At 70.8% G+C, this 17,191-nt stretch carries 17 protein-coding genes; 8 read left to right on the top strand and 9 right to left on the bottom strand.

Going from position 1 to position 17,191, the window contains the following annotated elements:
• Positions 1-162: 162 nt before the first annotated feature.
• On the bottom strand, positions 163-645 hold the full coding sequence (locus tag IG78_RS0130760; protein ID WP_003953493.1) for a CarD family transcriptional regulator: 483 nt from the start codon (positions 643-645) through the stop codon (positions 163-165).
• Positions 646-1,417: 772 nt separating this feature from the next.
• Here IG78_RS0130760 and IG78_RS0130755 point away from each other — a divergent pair.
• A complete protein-coding gene (locus IG78_RS0130755) occupies positions 1,418-2,200 on the top strand; it encodes a copper chaperone PCu(A)C domain-containing protein (protein ID WP_030569124.1) in 783 nt (260 codons plus the stop codon).
• 194 nt (positions 2,201-2,394) lie between these two features.
• On the opposite strand, the gene phoP is transcribed toward IG78_RS0130755, so the two are convergent.
• Positions 2,395-3,075: a two-component system response regulator PhoP gene (gene phoP / locus IG78_RS0130750; protein WP_030362171.1), complete on the bottom strand. Its 681-nt coding sequence runs from the start codon at positions 3,073-3,075 to the stop codon at positions 2,395-2,397.
• Positions 3,072-4,400, bottom strand: a complete 1,329-nt coding sequence (phoR, locus tag IG78_RS0130745) for a two-component system sensor histidine kinase PhoR (RefSeq protein ID WP_030569121.1) — start codon at positions 4,398-4,400, stop codon at positions 3,072-3,074. The genes phoP and phoR overlap by 4 nt, the downstream gene beginning before the upstream one ends.
• 349 nt (positions 4,401-4,749) lie before the next feature.
• Between phoR and phoU the strand changes: the two genes are divergently transcribed.
• Complete coding sequence (gene phoU, locus IG78_RS0130740) at positions 4,750-5,430, top strand: phosphate signaling complex protein PhoU (protein ID WP_030569118.1); 681 nt, start codon at positions 4,750-4,752, stop codon at positions 5,428-5,430.
• Between the two features lie 481 nt (positions 5,431-5,911).
• Here phoU and IG78_RS0130735 read toward each other — a convergent pair whose 3' ends face one another.
• Positions 5,912-6,673 (bottom strand): phosphoglyceromutase, encoded by a 762-nt coding sequence (locus tag IG78_RS0130735; RefSeq protein WP_030569116.1) that lies wholly within the window; start codon positions 6,671-6,673, stop codon positions 5,912-5,914.
• Between the two features lie 165 nt (positions 6,674-6,838).
• Here IG78_RS0130735 and IG78_RS0130730 point away from each other — a divergent pair, with 165 nt between their 5' ends.
• From IG78_RS0130730 to IG78_RS0130720, 3 genes are all read left to right on the top strand, one after another.
• On the top strand, positions 6,839-8,248 hold the full coding sequence (locus IG78_RS0130730) for an MDR family MFS transporter (RefSeq protein ID WP_078965719.1): 1,410 nt from the start codon (positions 6,839-6,841) through the stop codon (positions 8,246-8,248).
• Positions 8,249-8,255: 7 nt separating this feature from the next.
• A complete protein-coding gene (locus tag IG78_RS0130725) occupies positions 8,256-8,504 on the top strand; it encodes a hypothetical protein (protein ID WP_030569110.1) in 249 nt (82 codons plus the stop codon).
• 68 nt (positions 8,505-8,572) lie between these two features.
• The gene (locus IG78_RS0130720) at positions 8,573-8,773 is read left to right on the top strand and encodes a hypothetical protein (RefSeq protein ID WP_051853076.1); all 201 of its coding nucleotides are present in this window, start codon (positions 8,573-8,575) and stop codon (positions 8,771-8,773) included.
• A 350-nt stretch (positions 8,774-9,123) separates the two neighbouring features.
• Here the strand turns inward: IG78_RS0130720 and IG78_RS0130715 are convergent, their stop codons facing one another.
• Positions 9,124-9,624, bottom strand: a complete 501-nt coding sequence (locus tag IG78_RS0130715) for a type III secretion system chaperone family protein (protein ID WP_030569104.1) — start codon at positions 9,622-9,624, stop codon at positions 9,124-9,126.
• Positions 9,617-10,963 (bottom strand): D-inositol-3-phosphate glycosyltransferase, encoded by a 1,347-nt coding sequence (gene mshA, locus IG78_RS0130710; protein WP_030569101.1) that lies wholly within the window; start codon positions 10,961-10,963, stop codon positions 9,617-9,619. Before mshA ends, IG78_RS0130715 begins: the two co-directional genes overlap by 8 nt.
• Before the next feature lie 156 nt (positions 10,964-11,119).
• On the opposite strand from mshA, the gene IG78_RS0130705 reads away from it, so the two are divergent.
• From IG78_RS0130705 to IG78_RS0130695, 3 genes are all read left to right on the top strand, one after another.
• Positions 11,120-11,926: a class I SAM-dependent methyltransferase gene (locus tag IG78_RS0130705; protein WP_030569098.1), complete on the top strand. Its 807-nt coding sequence runs from the start codon at positions 11,120-11,122 to the stop codon at positions 11,924-11,926.
• Positions 11,927-12,364: 438 nt separating this feature from the next.
• Positions 12,365-13,429 carry a C40 family peptidase gene (locus IG78_RS0130700; protein ID WP_030569094.1) on the top strand — a complete coding sequence of 355 codons (1,065 nt, stop codon included), beginning with the start codon at positions 12,365-12,367 and terminating at the stop codon, positions 13,427-13,429.
• A 264-nt stretch (positions 13,430-13,693) separates the two neighbouring features.
• Entirely contained in the window at positions 13,694-15,148 is a 1,455-nt protein-coding gene (locus tag IG78_RS0130695) for a PP2C family protein-serine/threonine phosphatase (protein WP_030569092.1), read from the top strand.
• A gap of 217 nt (positions 15,149-15,365) precedes the next feature.
• Here IG78_RS0130695 and IG78_RS0130690 read toward each other — a convergent pair whose 3' ends face one another.
• The 3 genes from IG78_RS0130690 to IG78_RS44375 form a co-directional block, all read right to left on the bottom strand.
• Entirely contained in the window at positions 15,366-15,716 is a 351-nt protein-coding gene (locus tag IG78_RS0130690) for a DUF2516 family protein (protein WP_225882285.1), read from the bottom strand.
• A 124-nt stretch (positions 15,717-15,840) separates the two neighbouring features.
• Positions 15,841-16,560, bottom strand: a complete 720-nt coding sequence (locus IG78_RS0130685; RefSeq protein ID WP_030569087.1) for a hypothetical protein — start codon at positions 16,558-16,560, stop codon at positions 15,841-15,843.
• Positions 16,561-16,606: 46 nt separating this feature from the next.
• On the bottom strand, positions 16,607-17,149 hold the full coding sequence (locus tag IG78_RS44375) for a helix-turn-helix domain-containing protein (RefSeq protein WP_051853067.1): 543 nt from the start codon (positions 17,147-17,149) through the stop codon (positions 16,607-16,609).
• Positions 17,150-17,191 lie beyond the last annotated feature (42 nt).

Genomic DNA, 17,191 nt, shown 5'->3' with positions numbered 1-17,191 from the left:
GGAGACGGGTATGCCGCAGTGCCCGGCAACACCTTTCGGAGTCATCGGGCACCGCGGCAATGTGTGCTTCTCTGCTCGCACGTCACGCATGGTCGTGCACTGCTTGACCGTGCACCGCTTGGTCGTGCGCTTTGACCATGCACTGCTTCGTGCGCGCGTCGGTCAGGACGCGAGCACCTCGTCGAGCAGGGCCTCGGCCTTGTCCTCGTTGGTGTTCTCCGCGAGGGCGAGTTCGCTCACCAGGATCTGGCGGGCCTTGGCGAGCATGCGCTTCTCACCTGCGGAAAGTCCGCGCTCGCGCTCCCGACGCCACAGGTCACGGACGACTTCCGCGACCTTGATGACATCGCCGGAGGCGAGCTTTTCGAGATTTGCCTTGTAACGGCGCGACCAGTTCGTGGGCTCTTCGGCGTACGGCGCGCGCAGTACTTCGAAGACCCGGTCCAGGCCGTCCTGCCCGACCACATCACGCACACCGACGAACTCCGCATTGTCCGCTGGCACACGTACCGTCAAGTCGCCCTGGGCGACCTTCAGCACCAAGTAGGTCTTGTCCACGCCTTTGATCTGGCGAGTTTCGATAGCCTCGATCAGCGCGGCCCCGTGATGGGGATAGACCACGGTGTCGCCAACCTTGAACGTCATGTGACAGGTACCCCTTCCGTGGCTATCCAGGGTAACACGGATACGGCGTCTTCTGAATGGCGTTTTCGCAGGTCAGGGCATATCTCGGGGCTTGACAACAGCGACAGGAACGTGCTGCGCGAGGGCCGCGGAAGGGGGTATTCGCAGGTGGGAGCCGCTGTCCGGCGGAGGTGAAACGTCCATGTTGCGCACCCCGGGAGGGCGCCCCAAGGGGACGAACGTCCCGGTTTGCCGGGTTCCCGTGGGTGAACTTTCGCTACTCCGTTCGGCCATCGACGGCACGCGCAAGCCGACTAGGTGAATCAGGAATTGATCAAGTCGCGGGGAGCGCCGGGAGCGCCCGAAGCGCGCTCCGATCCGCCCGCCGTCGGGCGGTGATGATCCACTCCCTGTTCTTCCGCCGTTCCCACCTCGGCCTTCCTCCGATCTCCCACCTGATCTCCCGTCTGATCTCCCATCCGATCCTCCGCCTGGCGAATTCCCGGAGAGGTGGCGCATTTCTTGCGGAAAAATGCCCGCGCGGCGTTGCGTGCGGTTATAAGAATGCGAAGCGCCGGACGAACAGGAGGCCCCAGGAGGCCGCACGAGCCCGCAGCAGGTCATCGGGGCGGCCGAGGCGCGAGGAACCGGGGAGGCTCGCGGGCCGCAGGGGCGGGTCGGGTGCGGCGGCGCGGGAACGGCTCGGTAACCTAAGCCCGCTGACACACCCTTAGGGCGGTCGACCGGCTGCCCGCCATCCGTTACCGCCCTCGTTCTAGGAGTTGCCGCCGCCGTGAGCCGCAGCCTTCGACGCGGCGCCATCGCCGCCACCGCCCTCGCGTTCTCGCTCGCCTCACTCACCGCCTGCGGTGCCGGAAACAACGCCGACACGATGGAGATCAAGCCGGACAACGCGGCGATCGCCGTCGGCGACATCAAGATCCAGAACGCCATGATCATCACGCAGCCCGATCGTGAGTCGACCGGCCCCGCCGTGTTCGCCGCGACGGTCTTCAACAACGGCGACACCGACCAGACCCTCGACGCGATCACCGTCAACGGCGCCGGCAAGAAGGCCGAGCTGTCCCCCGCCAAGGGCCGGAAGAAGGGCAAGGGCGGCGGTCTGACCATCCCGGCAGGCGGCTCCGTCACGATCGGCGGCAAGGACAACGCCTCCGCGGTCCTGCCCTCGAGCCGTGAGGCCGTCAAGGACGGCAACGCGCAGCCTGTCACCTTCGCCTTCAGCAAGACCGGCGATGTGAAGCTGAAGACGTTCGTCGTCCCGGCCGAGAGCTACTTCAAGAAGTGGGGCCCGAGCGAGCTCCCCAAGAGCCCGGACGGGAAGCCGTCGGGCAAGCCCTCGGGCGACAGGTCCGGCAAGCCCTCGGGCAAGCCGTCCGGTGCGGCCTCCGGCAATCCGTCGGGCGAATCGAACGGCGCGGACACCGGGACGCCGTCCGGCGAGGGAACCCAGTCGGGCGACGACGCCAAGCCGCCGGCGGACGGCGCGAACAACGCGGTGAGCGGCGCGCAGGGCGACGCCGGGCACGACGAAGGGGCGACCGCGCAGCACTGACGGCGCCGACGCCTCGTACGCAGCCGTACGCACCTCGTACGAAGCCGTACGCCACGTAGGCAGCCCTACGCCACGTAGGCAGCCCTACGCCACGTAGGCAGCCGTACGCCACGTACGCAGGGAGCAGCAGGAAGGGCGGGAACCCCCAGGGGTTCCCGCCCTTCCTGCTTGGGTGTCGGTGGTCAGGTGTCGGTTTACGGCTCGAACTTGTAGCCGAGACCGCGGACCGTCACCAGGTAGCGCGGCGCCCCCGGGTCCGGCTCGATCTTGGCGCGCAGGCGCTTGACGTGCACGTCAAGGGTCTTGGTGTCGCCCACGTAGTCGGCGCCCCAGACGCGGTCGATGAGCTGCATACGGGTGAGGACGCGGCCCGCGTTGCGCAGCAGCATCTCCAGGAGGTCGAACTCCTTCAGGGGCAGGTCGACCTTGGAGCCGGAGACGGTGACCACGTGGCGGTCGACGTCCATGCGGACCGGCCCCGCCTCCAGGGCCTGCGGGGCGACCTCCTCCGGCTCGCCCCGGCGGCGCAGCACCGCGCGGATGCGGGCCACCAGTTCGCGCGATGAGAAGGGCTTGGTGACGTAGTCGTCGGCTCCTATTTCCAGTCCGACGACCTTGTCGATCTCGCTGTCCTTGGCGGTGACCATGATCACCGGCACGTTCGAGCGGCTGCGCAACTGGCGGCACACCTCGGTGCCGGGCAGGCCGGGCAGCATCAGGTCGAGCAGGACGAGGTCGGCGCCATTGCGCTCGAACTCGTCCAGGCCGTCCGGGCCGGTGGCCGCGATCGCGACCTCGAAGCCCTCCTTGCGGAGCATGTACGACAGGGCATCGCTGAAGGACTCCTCGTCCTCGACGACGAGCACTCGGGTCACGGAAGGACCTCCGGGGCGGCAGGAATGGGTTCGTATGCAGTTGTGTCGTCGGGCCTTGCGCCCTGGTGCGCGCCGTCCGCCGCGAAGCCGTGTCCGGCTCCGCGGTCGCGGGCCGCGGCTGCCTCGGGCAGGCGCAGCGTGAAGGTGGAGCCCTGTCCCTCCGAGCTCCACACGGTGACCTCCCCGCCGTGCGAGGCGGCCACGTGCTTGACGATGGCGAGGCCGAGACCGGTCCCGCCGGTGGCGCGCGAGCGGGCCGGGTCGACGCGGTAGAAGCGCTCGAAGATGCGCTCCTTGTCCTTGTCGGAGATTCCGATGCCCTGGTCGGTGACCGCGACCTCGATGAGGTCTCCGCCCGGTGCGGTGACCCGGCGTGCGGCTATGCCGACCCTGGTGCGGGCCGGCGAGTAGTTGACGGCGTTCTCGACGAGGTTGCCGAGGGCCGCGGCGAGCTGGCCCCGGTTGCCCCAGACGTGCAGGTCGGCGAGGCCGGCCTGCCGTCGACCGGCGGCGCCCTGGCCTGGACCCTGACCGAGCCCCTCGGGCGCGGCCATGTTCGTGGCCATGGTGATCTGCTTGGTGCCCGCCTGGTGGCGGCAGCGGTCGATGGCCTCGCCCACGAGTTCGTCGACGCGGACGGGCTCGGCGTCCTCCAGCGGGTCGTCGTTCTGCACCCGGGAGAGGTCGATGAGCTCCTGCACGAGGTTGGTCAGGCGGGTCGCCTCGTTCTGCATCCGGCCGGCGAAGCGTTCGACGGCCTCGGGGTCGTCGGCGGCGTCCATGACGGCTTCGGAGAGCAGGGAGAGGGCGCCCACCGGGGTCTTGAGCTCGTGGCTGACGTTCGCCACGAAGTCGCGGCGCACGGCCTCGATCCGGCGGGCCTCCGTGAGGTCCTCGACCAGGAGCAGCACGAGGCGGGAGCCGAGCGGCGCGACCCGCGCGGAGACCGCGAGGGCGTCACCGCGCCCGGTGCCCCGGCGCGGCAGGGCGAGCTCGACCTGCCGTATCTCGCCGTCCCGCCGGGTGTCCCTGGCCATCTGCAGCATCGGTTCGACGGCGAGCTTGCCGCCGCGCACCAGTCCGAGGGCGTACGCCGCGGAGCTCGCCTTGACCACGCTGTCCGCCTCGTCTAGGACGACGGCGGAGGAGCGCAGCACGGAGAGCACCGTGTCGACGCCGGGGGGAAGGACCGGGTCCGTGTGCAGGGATGTCCTGGTGGGCCTCTTCTGGTCGCGTTCGCTCCAGCGAAACGCCAGCATGGCGATGACGCCGGTGCACACCCCGGCGATCGCTGCCGCTGCGGCGACCGCCGCGTTCACGTCCATGCCTCCAGGTTATGCGTGTTCGGAGCACCTCCCACAGCCATCCGGGTGGCCACTCGAACACTCGTCGCTCAGAGTTCACCATGGGGACGGCAGTGGTTCATTTCGACTGGAGGGCCTGCTGGACCGGGTGATTCCGGTGCGGGGCACGCCCTCCGGGTGCGGGACGGGGGTCACCGCTGGGGACCCTGCGTGCAGTGTGGCGCATCCGGGGCGGCACGGGGCACCGTCGCCCACAGTTCACCTTGACGACAGAGCTGATTCATTTGAGATGACTTAAACGGTCGCGTCCGCCCCGCACCGTGGGAGCGTAGGGGTGACCCCCTGTGACGTACGAGAGAGGGACAGCCACATGCGTGACGCGTACCACGAGGAACTTGACTCGATCGGCGATGGCCTGGTCGAAATGGCCCGCCTTGTCGGGTCGGCGATCGGGCGCGCCACCACGGCCATGCTCGACGCCGATCTGAAGCTGGCCGAGAGCGTGATCGCCGCCGACCAGAAGGTCGACGACCTCCAGCACGAGCTGGAGGCCCGGGCGATAGCCCTGCTGGCGCGGCAGCAGCCGGTCGCGACCGATCTGCGCATCGTCGTCACCTCGCTGCGGATGAGCGCCGACCTGGAGCGCTCCGGCGACCTGGCCCAGCACGTGGCCAAGCTGGCCCGGCTGCGCTTCCCGGACACCGCGGTGCCGCGCGACCTGCACGCGACGATCCTGGAGATGGGGCAGCTCGCGCAGCGCCTGATGGCCAAGGCGGCGGAGGTCATCATCACGAAGGACGTCGATCTGGCGCTGCAGCTCGAACAGGACGACGACGAGATGGACCTGCTGCACCGCACGCTGTTCCAGCACCTGATGGACGACCGCTGGAAGCACGGCATCGAGACGGCGGTCGACGTGACGCTGCTCGGCCGGTACTACGAGCGCTTCGCGGACCACGCGGTGTCCGTCGCCAAGCGGGTCGTGTACCTGGTGACGGGTGAGCACGCGGACGAGATCCAGCCGGGCGGCGCGCCGGTCGAGGGCGCGTAACGCCTTCGGGGAGCGCCTTCGGGGAGCGCCCCGAAGGGTGGGCATCGCGCTTGCGGGGCGCGGTGCCCACCCTTCGGCATCCGTCGGTGCGTCAGCCGCAACCGCCGCCACACTGGCACGGGCCGCCTGACTGGCAGCCACAGCTACAGCCGGGACCGCACTGGCAACCGCTGGAACAGGTGACGGGCTTGGGGGACTCGGCCATGGTCTCCTCCTCGAAGGCGTACTGCGAAGACGTACTGCCTGCCGGTCCATTGCACGCCCACAGCGGCGGGGCGCGTCAACGGCGCACTTGTGCGCGACCGTGCCCCTGCGCGCGGGTCGTCGCCTCCCGTGCGCGGGGACGCCGTCTCCCCCCGCCACTCCCTCCCCACCAGCCATGCAACAGGCCCCCTGCCCACGGGAAACCGGGGGCAAGGGGCCTGGAAAGTCGCGGGCAAGGGGCCTGGAAAGCCGGGGGAAGCGGGAGTAAGCGTCAGGCTTACTTCTTCTTGCCCTGGTTCTTGACCGCCTCGATCGCTGCCTTCGCGGCGTCCGGGTCGAGGTAGGTGCCGCCCGGGTTCAGGGGCTTGAAGTCGGCGTCCAGTTCGTAGGACAGGGGGATGCCTGTGGGGATGTTCAGGCCCGCGATGTCGGCGTCGGAGATGTTGTCCAGGTGCTTGACCAGGGCGCGGAGGCTGTTGCCGTGGGCGGCGACGAGGACGGTGCGGCCCGTGAGGAGGTCGGGGACGATGGCGTCGAACCAGTACGGGAGCATCCGGACGACGACGTCCTTGAGGCACTCCGTCTGCGGGCGCAGCTCCGGCGGGAGCGTCGCGTAGCGCGGGTCGGAGAACTGGGAGTACTCCGCGTCGCGGTCCAGGGGCGGCGGCGGGGTGTCGTACGAGCGGCGCCACAGCATGAACTGCTCCTCGCCGAACTCGGCGAGGGTCTGGGCCTTGTCCTTGCCCTGGAGCGCGCCGTAGTGGCGCTCGTTCAGGCGCCACGACCGGTGTACGGGGATCCAGTGGCGGTCGGCTGATTCCAGAGCGAGCTGCGCGGTGCGGATCGCGCGCTTCTGGAGCGAGGTGTGGACCACGTCGGGGAGCAGGCCGGCGTCCTTGAGCAGCTCACCGCCGCGGACCGCCTCCTTCTCGCCCTTCTCGTTCAGGTTGACGTCCACCCAGCCGGTGAACAGGTTCTTCGCGTTCCATTCGCTCTCGCCGTGGCGGAGGAGGATCAGCTTGTACGGTGCGTCGGCCATGCCCCCGAGCGTAATCGAACCGTCCGAGCGGCCGCGCCCCGGAGCGGGCGCCGGGACGATTGACCAGCGGCGTCAATCGGGTGGCGAGGGTGCTCGACGGCGAAGTAATTTGTGCTCGCCGGTTTGGGCACTTACAACTACCGCTCGCATCGCCTCGGGGGAACCATGTCAGTCGCCGCAGTCAGACGTGCCGTCAAGGACTCCGTCTCGGGCATGCCCCCGGCCTTCTGGTGGCTGTGGACCAGCACCCTGGTCAACCGGCTCGGGGCGTTCGTCGCCACGTTCATGGCGCTCTACCTGACCCTGGACCGCGGGTACTCGGCCACGTACGCCGGGCTCGTCGCCGCTCTGCACGGTCTCGGTGGTGTCGTCTCCTCGCTCGGCGCCGGTGTGATGACCGACCGGCTCGGGCGGCGCCCGACGCTGCTGATCGCGCAGACCTCGACGGCCGCCTCCGTGGCGCTGCTCGGCTTTATGCAGCACCCGGTCGCGATCGCCGGTGTCGCCTTCCTCGTCGGCATGGCGAGCAACGCCTCGCGGCCCGCCGTGCAGGCGATGATGGCGGACATCGTGCGCCCCGAGGACCGGGTGCGCGCCTTCTCGCTCAACTACTGGGCCATCAACCTGGGTTTCGCCATCTCCTCAGCGGGCGCTGGCTTCATCGCCTCCTACAGCTATCTCGCGGGGTTCCTGATCGAGGCCGCCATGACGCTGGTGTGCGCGATCGTCGTGTACGTGAAGCTGCCGGAGTCACGGCCGCAGCCGAGTGCGGCGGGCGGTGACGCGGACGGCGTCGGGCTCGGCACCGTGCTGCGCGACGGGCGGTTCATGGGTGTCGTCGGCCTTTCCTTCCTGGTCGCCCTGCTCTTCCAGCAGGGCTCGGTGGGGCTGCCGATCGCGATGGGCGAGGCGGGTTTCTCGCCGAGCGACTACGGCGTGGCCATCGCCGTGAACGGCGTCATGATCGTCGTACTGCAGATCCCGGTCACGCGGTTCATCGAGCACCGGGACCCGCAGCGCCTCCTTGTCCTGTCCTCGTTCCTCGCGGGCATCGGTTTCGGGCTCACCGCGTTCGCCGGTTCGGTCGGTCTCTTCGTGGTGACCGTGATGATCTGGACGCTCGCCGAGATCGTCAACGCGCCCACCCAGACGGGCCTGGTCGTGCGGCTCTCGCCGACCCATGGACGCGGCCGCTACCAGGGCATGTACACGATGTCGTGGGCCGTGGCCGCCCTGGTGGCACCCCTGATGTCCGGCCTGTTCATCGACCGGCTCGGGGCGCAGTGGCTGTGGGGCGGGTGCGCGGTCGTGGGTACGGTCGCGGCGCTCGGGTATTGGGGGCTGATGCGGGGTCTTTCGGAGGCGGTGGGGCCGGACGCGGAGGGGGCAGAGGACGCAGGGGGCGTGGAGGCCGCGAAGGGCGCAGGGGGCGTGGAGGCCGCGGAGGGCGTGGAGGCCGCGGGTGGCGCCGGGGCCGGGAAGATCGCGCCGGCTCCGGTGGGCTCCGTGAACGCGCCGGTCGCCGCAGCTACCGTGAGCCCAGCGCAGGATCCACTTGGACCGCAGGGAGAGTGACCTGACCATGGCCGAACCACTGAAGACCTTCATCGGCGGCGAGGAGGTGGACGTCCCCAACACCATCCCGGACATCCGCGCCGCGCTGCCGGAGGAGCGGCGCGCGGAGTTCGACCGCGCCATCAACGAGGCCGGGGTCGACGAGATCCACTCCGTGATGCGGCACTGGATGCTGGAGGCCGTGCCCGACCCGGAGGCCGAGGCCCTGCTCGCCCGCCTCGCCGCCGATGAGGCCGAGAGGCGGAGCATCGCGTGAGCCGTCACCGCAGGAGCGGGAACTATCGCATCACGTACGCGCCACCGGCCGACGACACCCTCGCCAAGATGGCCGACGCGGAAGCCTTCCGGGCGGCCATGGCCCGCACGCTCGGCCGCGACCCCTACGGGCACGGTTCGACCGCCGTGTCCGCGGAACCCACCGAGCCCGACCGCCGTGAGGCGACGGTCGGCGGCGCGATCGTCCTCTACTACGTGTCCGGTTCGGTCCTGACCGTGACGGTGGTCCGCCTGGTCCCGTTCGGCTGAACCGGCGCCCACCGGACGCCCTGCCGGGCCTTGCCGGTGGTCACTCGTCCAGGGCGCGTTGCGCCTCGTACAGGTTCCGCGGCCGTACCGCGCCCGTCGAGCTCTCCGGAGAAGTCGGGTACGTCGATCTGGTCGAACTCACGCACCCGGGAGATGCCCACCGCGGCGCTGTACGGGGCGATGCCGTCAATTCTGACCAGTCCATGTCGTACCGCGGGAAGCTGGATTCAGAACTCGGGGCGAGCGTCGTACCGGACCATCGCGCGCCGGGGAACGAGTGGGCGGGTGAGAGAACACCCGCCGCGGAGCGGCGGAAAAGGATGGCCACCCGCGCGCCGCAAGGAAACGAACTACCGAGGCTGGGTCAGGTGGGTGAACGCATCCAAGTTGCGGGTGGACTCGCCGCGCGCCACACGCCACTCGTACTCCTTGCGGATCGCCGAGGCGAAACCGAGTTCCAGGAGGGTGTTGAAGGAGCCGTCCGCCGCTTCGAGGACGGAGCCGAGGAGGCGGTCGAGTTCGTCGGGGGTGACGGCGGTGAGCGGCAGCTTGCCGGTGAGGTACACGTCTCCGAGGGAGTCGATCGCGTAACCGACGCCGTACAGACGCAGGTTGCGCTCCAGGAGCCAGCGGTGCACGGCTTCGTGGTTCTCGTCGGGGTGCCGGATCACGAAGGCGTTCAGGGACAGCGAGTGGTTGCCCACGCGCAGCGAGAGGGTCGTGGAGAGCTTGCGCGTACCGGGCAGCTTCACCACGTAGGAGCCGGGTTCGGGGGACTCCCATTCGAGCTCGGCCTCATCCAGAGCCCGCTCGATCACGGCACAGGGCGCCCCGCCAGCAACGTCAGCCATGGTGCGAGCGTACGTGACGGCGGTGATCGTGCACGGCGGCGGAGTACACGTCGGCCGTGGCGGACGCCGCGGTCCCCCAGCCGAAGGACTGCGCGTGCCGCGCGGCCGCCGCGCCCATGTGGTCCACAAGCTGTGGACGGTCGGCGAATTCACCCAGCACGCGCGCGTAGTTGGCGGGTTCGTGACCGGAGATCAGGAATCCGGTCTCGCCGTCGCGCACGGCGACGGGCAGTCCCCCCACCGCCGCGGCGAGCACCGGCGTGCCCGCGGCCTGCGCCTCGATGGCCACCAGGCCGAAGGACTCGCTGTAGGAGGGCATCACGAGCACGGACGCGGCCCGGAACCAGTCGGCGAGCTGCTCCTGCCCGACGGGCGGCTGGAAGCGGACGACGTCCGCGATCCCCAGGCGAGCGGCCAGCTTCTGCAGCCCCTCGGGCTTGGCGAGGCCACTGCCGCTCGGCCCGCCGACGATCGGCACGACGATCCGCGAGCGCAGTGCGGGCCGCTCGTCGAGCAGCCTGCCCACCGCGCGCAGCAGCACGTCGGGGGCCTTCAGGGGCTGGATGCGACCCGCGAAGAGCGGAATCAGGGCGTCCTGCGGCAGCCCGAGGCGATGGCGGGCGGCGGCGCGGCCGTCGGCCGGGCGGAAGCGGTCCAGGTTCACACCGGGGTGGACGACGGCGACCTTGCCGGGGTCGGCCTCGTAGTGGCGGACGAGTTCGTCGGCCTCTTCGGAGGTGTTGGCGATGAGCCGGTCGGCGGCGCGCACGATCTGGGTCTCGCCGATGACGCGGGCGGCGGGCTCAGGGGTGTCGCCCGCGGCGAGCGCGGCGTTCTTGACCTTGGCCATGGTGTGCATGGCGTGCACGAGGGGGGCGCCCCAGCGCTCGGCGGCCAGCCAGCCGACGTGGCCGCTGAGCCAGTAGTGGGAGTGGACCAGGTCGTAGTAGCCGGGCCGGTGACCCGCCCAGGCCTGCATCACGCCGTGCGTGAACGCGCACAACTGGGCCGGCAGCTCCTCCTTGGCGAGGCCTTCGTAGGGGCCCGCGTCGACATGGCGCACGAGGACGCCAGGCGCGAGCTCCACGGTCGGCGGCAGCGTTCCGGTGGTGGCGCGGGTGAAGACCTCGACCTCGATGTTGAGGGCGGCCAGGCGCTTGGCCAGCTCCACGATGTAGACGTTCATGCCGCCCGCGTCACCGGTGCCGGGCTGGTGCAGCGGCGAGGTGTGCACGCTGAGCATGGCCACCCGGCGGGGGCGCCGCGACGAGCCGGGCAGCCTGATCCGGGCGGTAGCGGATGGGGAGCGACGCCCGAGCCTGGTCACGTAGTGGCTCACGTGGCGGTCCTCCTTGGCCTTGGCGGCGGGCACGACGAGAGGGAGGCCGGGAGCGCGCCTCCTGGGGGAGCAACGCCGGAAGAGTCAGCTCCATTTCCTCTTTGCCAAAGCATTACCTAGTCATTCTCAACCCATTCCCTTGCTTACGCTTGCCCCATGTCCGCCCGCGCGCCCCGCCCGCCCCTCCGCCCCGTGGGAACGGTCACGCGCGGAACCACGAATCCCAACCGGTTGCGCCGCATGGACCGCTGGATCGCCGCCTCCCACGGCGCCGCGCTGCGCGGGGCCGACGCGCCGCTCGCCGTCGACCTCGGCTACGGCGCGGCCCCCTGGACCGCCGTCGAACTGCTGCTCCGGCTGCGCACGGTCGCCCCGCGCGCGTGCGTGACGGGCATCGAGATCGACCCGGAGCGGGTGGCGGCGGCCCGGCCCTACGAGCGCGAGGGGCTCACCTTCCGGCACGGCGGCTTCGAGGTGCCCCTTGCCGCGCGCCCGCAGTTGATCCGCGCGGCGAACGTGCTGCGCCAGTACGACGAGGACCAGGTCGCCGCCGTCTGGGAGCGGCTGTGCGCGCGGCTCGCGCCGGGCGGGCTGCTCGTCGAGGGAACCTGCGATGAGATCGGACGACGGCACGTGTGGGTCGCGCTCGGCCCCGAGGGCCCGCGCACGGTGACGTTCGCGGCCCGCCTCGCCTCCCTGGAGCGCCCGTCCGACCTCGCGGAGCGGCTGCCGAAGGCGCTCATCCACCGCAATGTGCCGGGCGAGCCGGTGCACGCGTTCCTGCGGGACTTCGACCGGGCGTGGGCGGCGGCGGCCCCGTACGCGGCGTACGGGGCGCGGCAGCGGTGGGCGCGGGCGGTGCGGGACCTGACGGCGGACTGGCCGGTGGTGGACCGCGGGGCGCGGTGGCGACAGGGGGAAGTGACGGTGCGGTGGGGGGCGTTGGCGCCGCGCGGGGTCTGAACAGTCCGCAGGCGGTGAGCGGCCCGCACGTGCCGAGCGGCCCACACGCGGTGAACGGTCCACACGCGCTGAACAGCCCACACGCGCTGAACGGTCCACACGCGCTGAACAGCCCACACGCGCTGAACAGCCCACACGCGCTGAACGGCCCACACGCGCTGAACGGCGCGCACGCGCTGAGCGGCCCGCACGCGCTGAGCGTCGGCTCCCCCTCCGGGCGGTCCGCACGCTCCGAGCGGTCCGCCCACCTCGCGGGAACGATCTCCGCGTCCCGTAGGGGTGATCTCCGGGTCCGCCGATGGAACGATCTCCGCGTTCGGCTCGTCACACGAGGCAGGCGGGTAATCGGAGTTACCGCGTGGCTCTGTCGCAATCGGCGCCGACGTGGCACCATCCCGAAAACGCCGAGAGGTTACTGACGGTAAATCAGCTTTGGGGGTGGCGGGCGTGACCGGCAAGAGGCACTCGACGACGACGGCCGTGGCACTGATCTGCGCGTGCGCTGCCGCGGTGCTCGCCGCACCGGGCACGGCGTTCGCCAGTCCCGCCGAGCCGCTTCCGCCCACGAAGAGATCCCTCGAACAGGTCCGCAAGGAGATCGACAGGCTCTACCGCGAGGCGGGCACGGCCACGGACGCGTACAACGCCGCGGAGGAGAAGGCCGAGAAGCAGTCGCAGGAGATCGTCAGGCTCGCCCGGTCCATCGACAAGGGACAGGCGAGGCTGGAGAAGCTCAAGGCCCGCGCGGGCGCAGCGGCCCGCGCGCAGTATCGCGGCGGCGGAGTGCCGGACGAGGCCAAGCTGCTGCTCAGCGACAGCCCGAGCCGCTTCCTCGACGGCGCGGGCCGACTGCGCCAGGGGCAGCACGCGACGAAGTCCATGCTGACGGAGATGTCCCGGACGCAGGAGGACTTGACGACGTACGCCAAGGACGCCTCCGCCCAGTGGAAGCGCCTGGAGGCCAACCGCAAGGCCAAGGCGGAGGCGAAGAAGAAGGTCAAGAAGAAGATCGCCGCCGCCGAGAAGCTGGAGTCGCGCCTGGAGAAGAAGGAGCGCGAGCGGCTGCGGAAGCTGGAGGAGGAGGCCGCCCTGGAGCGGCAGTCGGCCTGGGTGGACACCGGCATACTCAAGGACGCGAAGGGCGATGCGACGTCGCCGGGCAAGAAGGCCATCGCCTACGCCACCGCGCAGATCGGCAAGCCGTACGTATGGGGCGCCGAGGGCCCGAAGTCCTTCGACTGCTCGGGGCTCACGTCACAGGCCTGGGCGGCCGCGGGCAAGGGCATCCCGCGCACCTCGCAGGAGCAGTGGAAGCAGCTCCCCCACGTCGACGTGAAGAACATGCGCCCGGGCGACCTGATCATCTACCACAAGGACGCCAGCCACGTCGGGCTCTATGTGGGCGACGGCGCCATCGTGCACGCCCCCCGCCCCGGGCGGAACGTGACGGTCGCGGGAGCGGGCTCGATGGAGATACTCGGCGTGGTGCGGCCGGACAAGTAGCGGCCCGGCCGTCTCCCCCCGCGCAGGGCGCCGGACTGTGACCCGTGCCGCACGCCACGGCCCCCGCTCGACCCACCGGACGTGACGTTCGTCATCACAAGCGGACCGAGTTCGTTCCAAATGCCGTCCAGGATGCGGCATATGCCGTCAGCCGCGTGCCGGGCGCCATTCCCCGCGAGCCCCGGCTACCGCTATGGTCCCCGTCTGGTGGTGCGTGCGACCGTCGCTCCACCATGCCCTCGGGGGGAGGGAAGGAACCCAACGATGCCCGTACCCATACCGCGGCAGAGAGCGATCCCGGCCGCGGAAGGCGGTCAGGTTAAGACCACCCCGGCAGCCGACGGCGCCGGCCCCGCGGACCACGACTCCACCGCGGGCGACGGGCCCGCGGACCGCGGCACCGTCGGCCACAGCACCGCAGGCCACAGCACCGCAGGCCACAGCACCGCCGAAGGCGGCCGCGAAGGCGACGGCGACCCCGCGGGCAGCGGAACCGGTAAAAATGGAACCGGCAACGGCACCTCCCTCACCCTGCTCGTCATCGAGGACGACCCGACCGGATCCCTGCGGCTTCCCGAGCTCCTGGACTCCGCGGGCAAGCCGATCCGTATCCGCACCGCCCGCAACCTCACCGAGGCCGAACGGCTGCTCACGGACGACGTGCACTGCATCCTGCTCGACCTGGCCCTGCCGGGGCGGGCCGCCGCGAACGGGCCCGAGGGCACCGACCGCGGCGGCACCGAACCCGATGAGCTCGCCGTGCTCCGGCATGTGCTGCGCCTCGCACCCCGCCACGCCGTGCTCGCGCTCACCGCGTCCGGCGACGCCGAGACCGGTGCCCAGGCCGTGGGGGTCGGCGCCCAGGACTACCTGCTGCGCGAGGAGCTCGACGGCCGCCTGTTGAGCCGCGCCATCCGGTACGCGGTGGAGCGCAAGCGCGCCGACGTCGCGCAGCGCCAGCTCTCCGAGTCGCGGCTGCGCGCGCAGGAGAACGCCCGCCTGGAGCGCGGACTGCTGCCCACGCCGCTGCTCGACGGTTCCCCGCTGCGCTTCGCCGCCCGCTACCGCCCGGGCCGCTCCCGCGCGCTGCTCGGCGGCGACTTCTACGACACGGTGCGCACGCCCGACGGCTCGGTGCACGTGATGATCGGCGATGTCTGCGGGCACGGCCCCGACGAGGCGGCGCTCGGAGTCGAGCTGCGCATCGCCTGGCGCGCGCTGACCTTCGCGGGGCTCTGCGGCGACGAACTGCTCTCCACCCTCCAGCAGGTCCTGGAGCACGAGCGCGCCGACGAGGAGATCTTCGCGACCCTGTGCACGGTGGACATCGCGCCGGACGGACGCAGGGCGGGACTGTGCCTCGCCGGGCACCCGTCACCGCTGATAGCCCGGCCCGGCCGGCCCGCGGAGCTGCTCCCGTACGACAACGGCGGCCCGGCGCTCGGCCTGCTGCCGCGCGCCCGGTGGCCGCGCCGCCAACTGGAACTCGGCGGCAGTTGGAGCCTGATGCTGTACACGGACGGCCTGATCGAGGGCCGGATCGGTCAGGGCAACCAGCGGCTCGGGCAGGACGGCATGGTGGAGATGGTCCGCCGCCAGATCGCGGCGGGCCTCGGCGGCGAGGAACTCCTTGAGGCCGCGGTGAACGAGGCCCGGGACCTCAACGGCGGGGATCTGACGGACGACGTGGCGGTACTGCTGCTCGACCGGACGCGCTAGGGCCTGTCGGACGGTCCCGATCGACCGGGCGCGCCGACGCCCGGCTCCGTACGACCGGACGCCCGGCTCCGTACGACCGGACGCCCGGCTCCGTACGACCGGATGCCCGGCCCCGTACGACCGGACGCACTGGCGCCCGGTTCCGCGCCCCCGCCCCGAGCCCGCGGCTCGGCGCCCGATCCGGCTCGCGGCGCAGCGCCCGCCGCTGTCTCCCGGCTCAGCGCCCGCCGTTGTAGGGACCGTAAGGACCGTCGCTGCTCGAACCGCGGCGGCCGCCGCCCCCGCCGGTGATCTGGCGCAGCGCGGGCCGCACGTCGACCATGTACACGATCGTCGCGATGAGGCCGATGATCGGCAGGAACGACAGGATCGGGAAGAGCAGGTTCACCACGAAGGCGAGCCCGAGGATGATCAGCCAGAACGGCTTGGTCTTCTTGTCCGCCGCGCGATAGGCGTCCTCCCGCCTGATGGCGGCATCGAGGAGCGCGAAGCCGCTGAACACGATCAGGGCCAGCGACAGCAGCCACATGAGGTTCGCGAACCCCTGCATCAGCACAACGTCCACCACCAGTCTCGGCGTATCCCTACGCGACGTACGGAGTCACCGTCACCGTACCCGCTTACCCTGACAACGGGCCGGGCACTCCGCGAGTGCCCGGCCCGGTGAAACGGAGCCCTGTCGTCTGCTTCGCCTACTTGGCGGGCGGCGTGGTCTTCTTCGCCGTCGTGGACGACGTCGAGGACGACGAGGACGACGGGGAAGACGGCGCCGACGACGACGCCGACGACGAGGTCTTCTTGGCGGCGGGCTTCTTGGCCGTCGTGGTGGTGGTCTTCTTGGCGGCGGGCTTGTCCGTGGCCGTGGCGGAGGCGCCCTTGCTGGACGCGCCCGTGCCGGAGGACGCCGAGCCCGTGCCGGACGAGGCGGCGCCGGCGGTGGTCTTCGAGTCCGCGGACTCCTCCGGTTCCACCGTGACGGCCAGGTCGGTCAGGCCCTCGGAGGCCTCGCCGCGCCAGGAGCGCACGGTCTGCTCACCGTGCTCGGCGACCTGGTCGTACTTCTCCCGCGCCTGGACCGCGTACTCGACGGCGACGCCGACGCTGCGCAGGGCCAGGTCCTGGGCGCCTTCGCCGAGCTTCTTCAGGTCCGTGTCCAGGGAGCCGAAGAGCTCGCCGACCTTGGCCTGGATGACCTCACGGGCCTCCTTGGCGCGGGCCGCGGCCTTGTCCTGGACTTCCTTGGGGTCGGTGTTGCGGACGGCGTCGATGCGCGCGGGGGCCTCGGCGGCGATCTGCTCGATGAGGCTGGGCACCTTCTTGGCCTGCTGGTACGCGAGGTCGGCGCCGCCTGCGAAGAAGTAGAGGGGCTTGGGGTCGGTGAACGTCTTGCGCACGTCGTCGGTGATGGGCATGGCGAATGGTCCTCCCGGATTCGCTTCGGCTTGCGGACCGCTCGCCCTAGGACGGCTTGCCCTGGGGCGGCTTGCCCGCGGATTGCTTGCGTGTGGGTGGCGCTTCGTCGTCACTGCCGTCGGCCCGGACGCCGTCGTCCCCCGACGCGTCCTGGTCGGTGCCGTCCGCGTCCTGATCGGTACCCTCAGCGTGGTCGGTACCGTCCGCGTTCTGGTCGGTGCCGTCCGCGTCCGCCGAGGTCACGAAGCCGTTCTCCTTGCGGAACGACTCGTAGATCTGCAACAGCACTTGCTTCTGCCGCTCGTTGATGGAGGGGTCGGCGAGGATGACGGCGCGCGTCTCAAGCTCGTCCCGCTCCTTCTCGTCGAGGATCCCCGCCCGGACGTACAACGTCTCGGCCGAGATCCTCAGCGCCTTGGCCACCTGTTGCAGCACCTCGGCGCTCGGCTTGCGCAGCCCGCGCTCGATCTGGCTCAGATACGGATTGGACACCCCGGCGGCATCGGCGAGCTGCCTGAGCGAAAGCTGCGCGGTGCGCCGCTGCTCGCGCAGATACTCCCCGAGATTGCCGACGTTGAGCGATGCCATGGGTCGATGGTGCACCCATCTCGCTAACTATTGCAAGCACCC

Origin of the sequence: Streptomyces aureocirculatus (assembly GCF_000720475.1) — a bacterium.
GTDB classification, from domain to species: domain Bacteria; phylum Actinomycetota; class Actinomycetes; order Streptomycetales; family Streptomycetaceae; genus Streptomyces; species Streptomyces aureocirculatus.
This window is presented reverse-complemented; position numbering and strand designations above follow the sequence as displayed.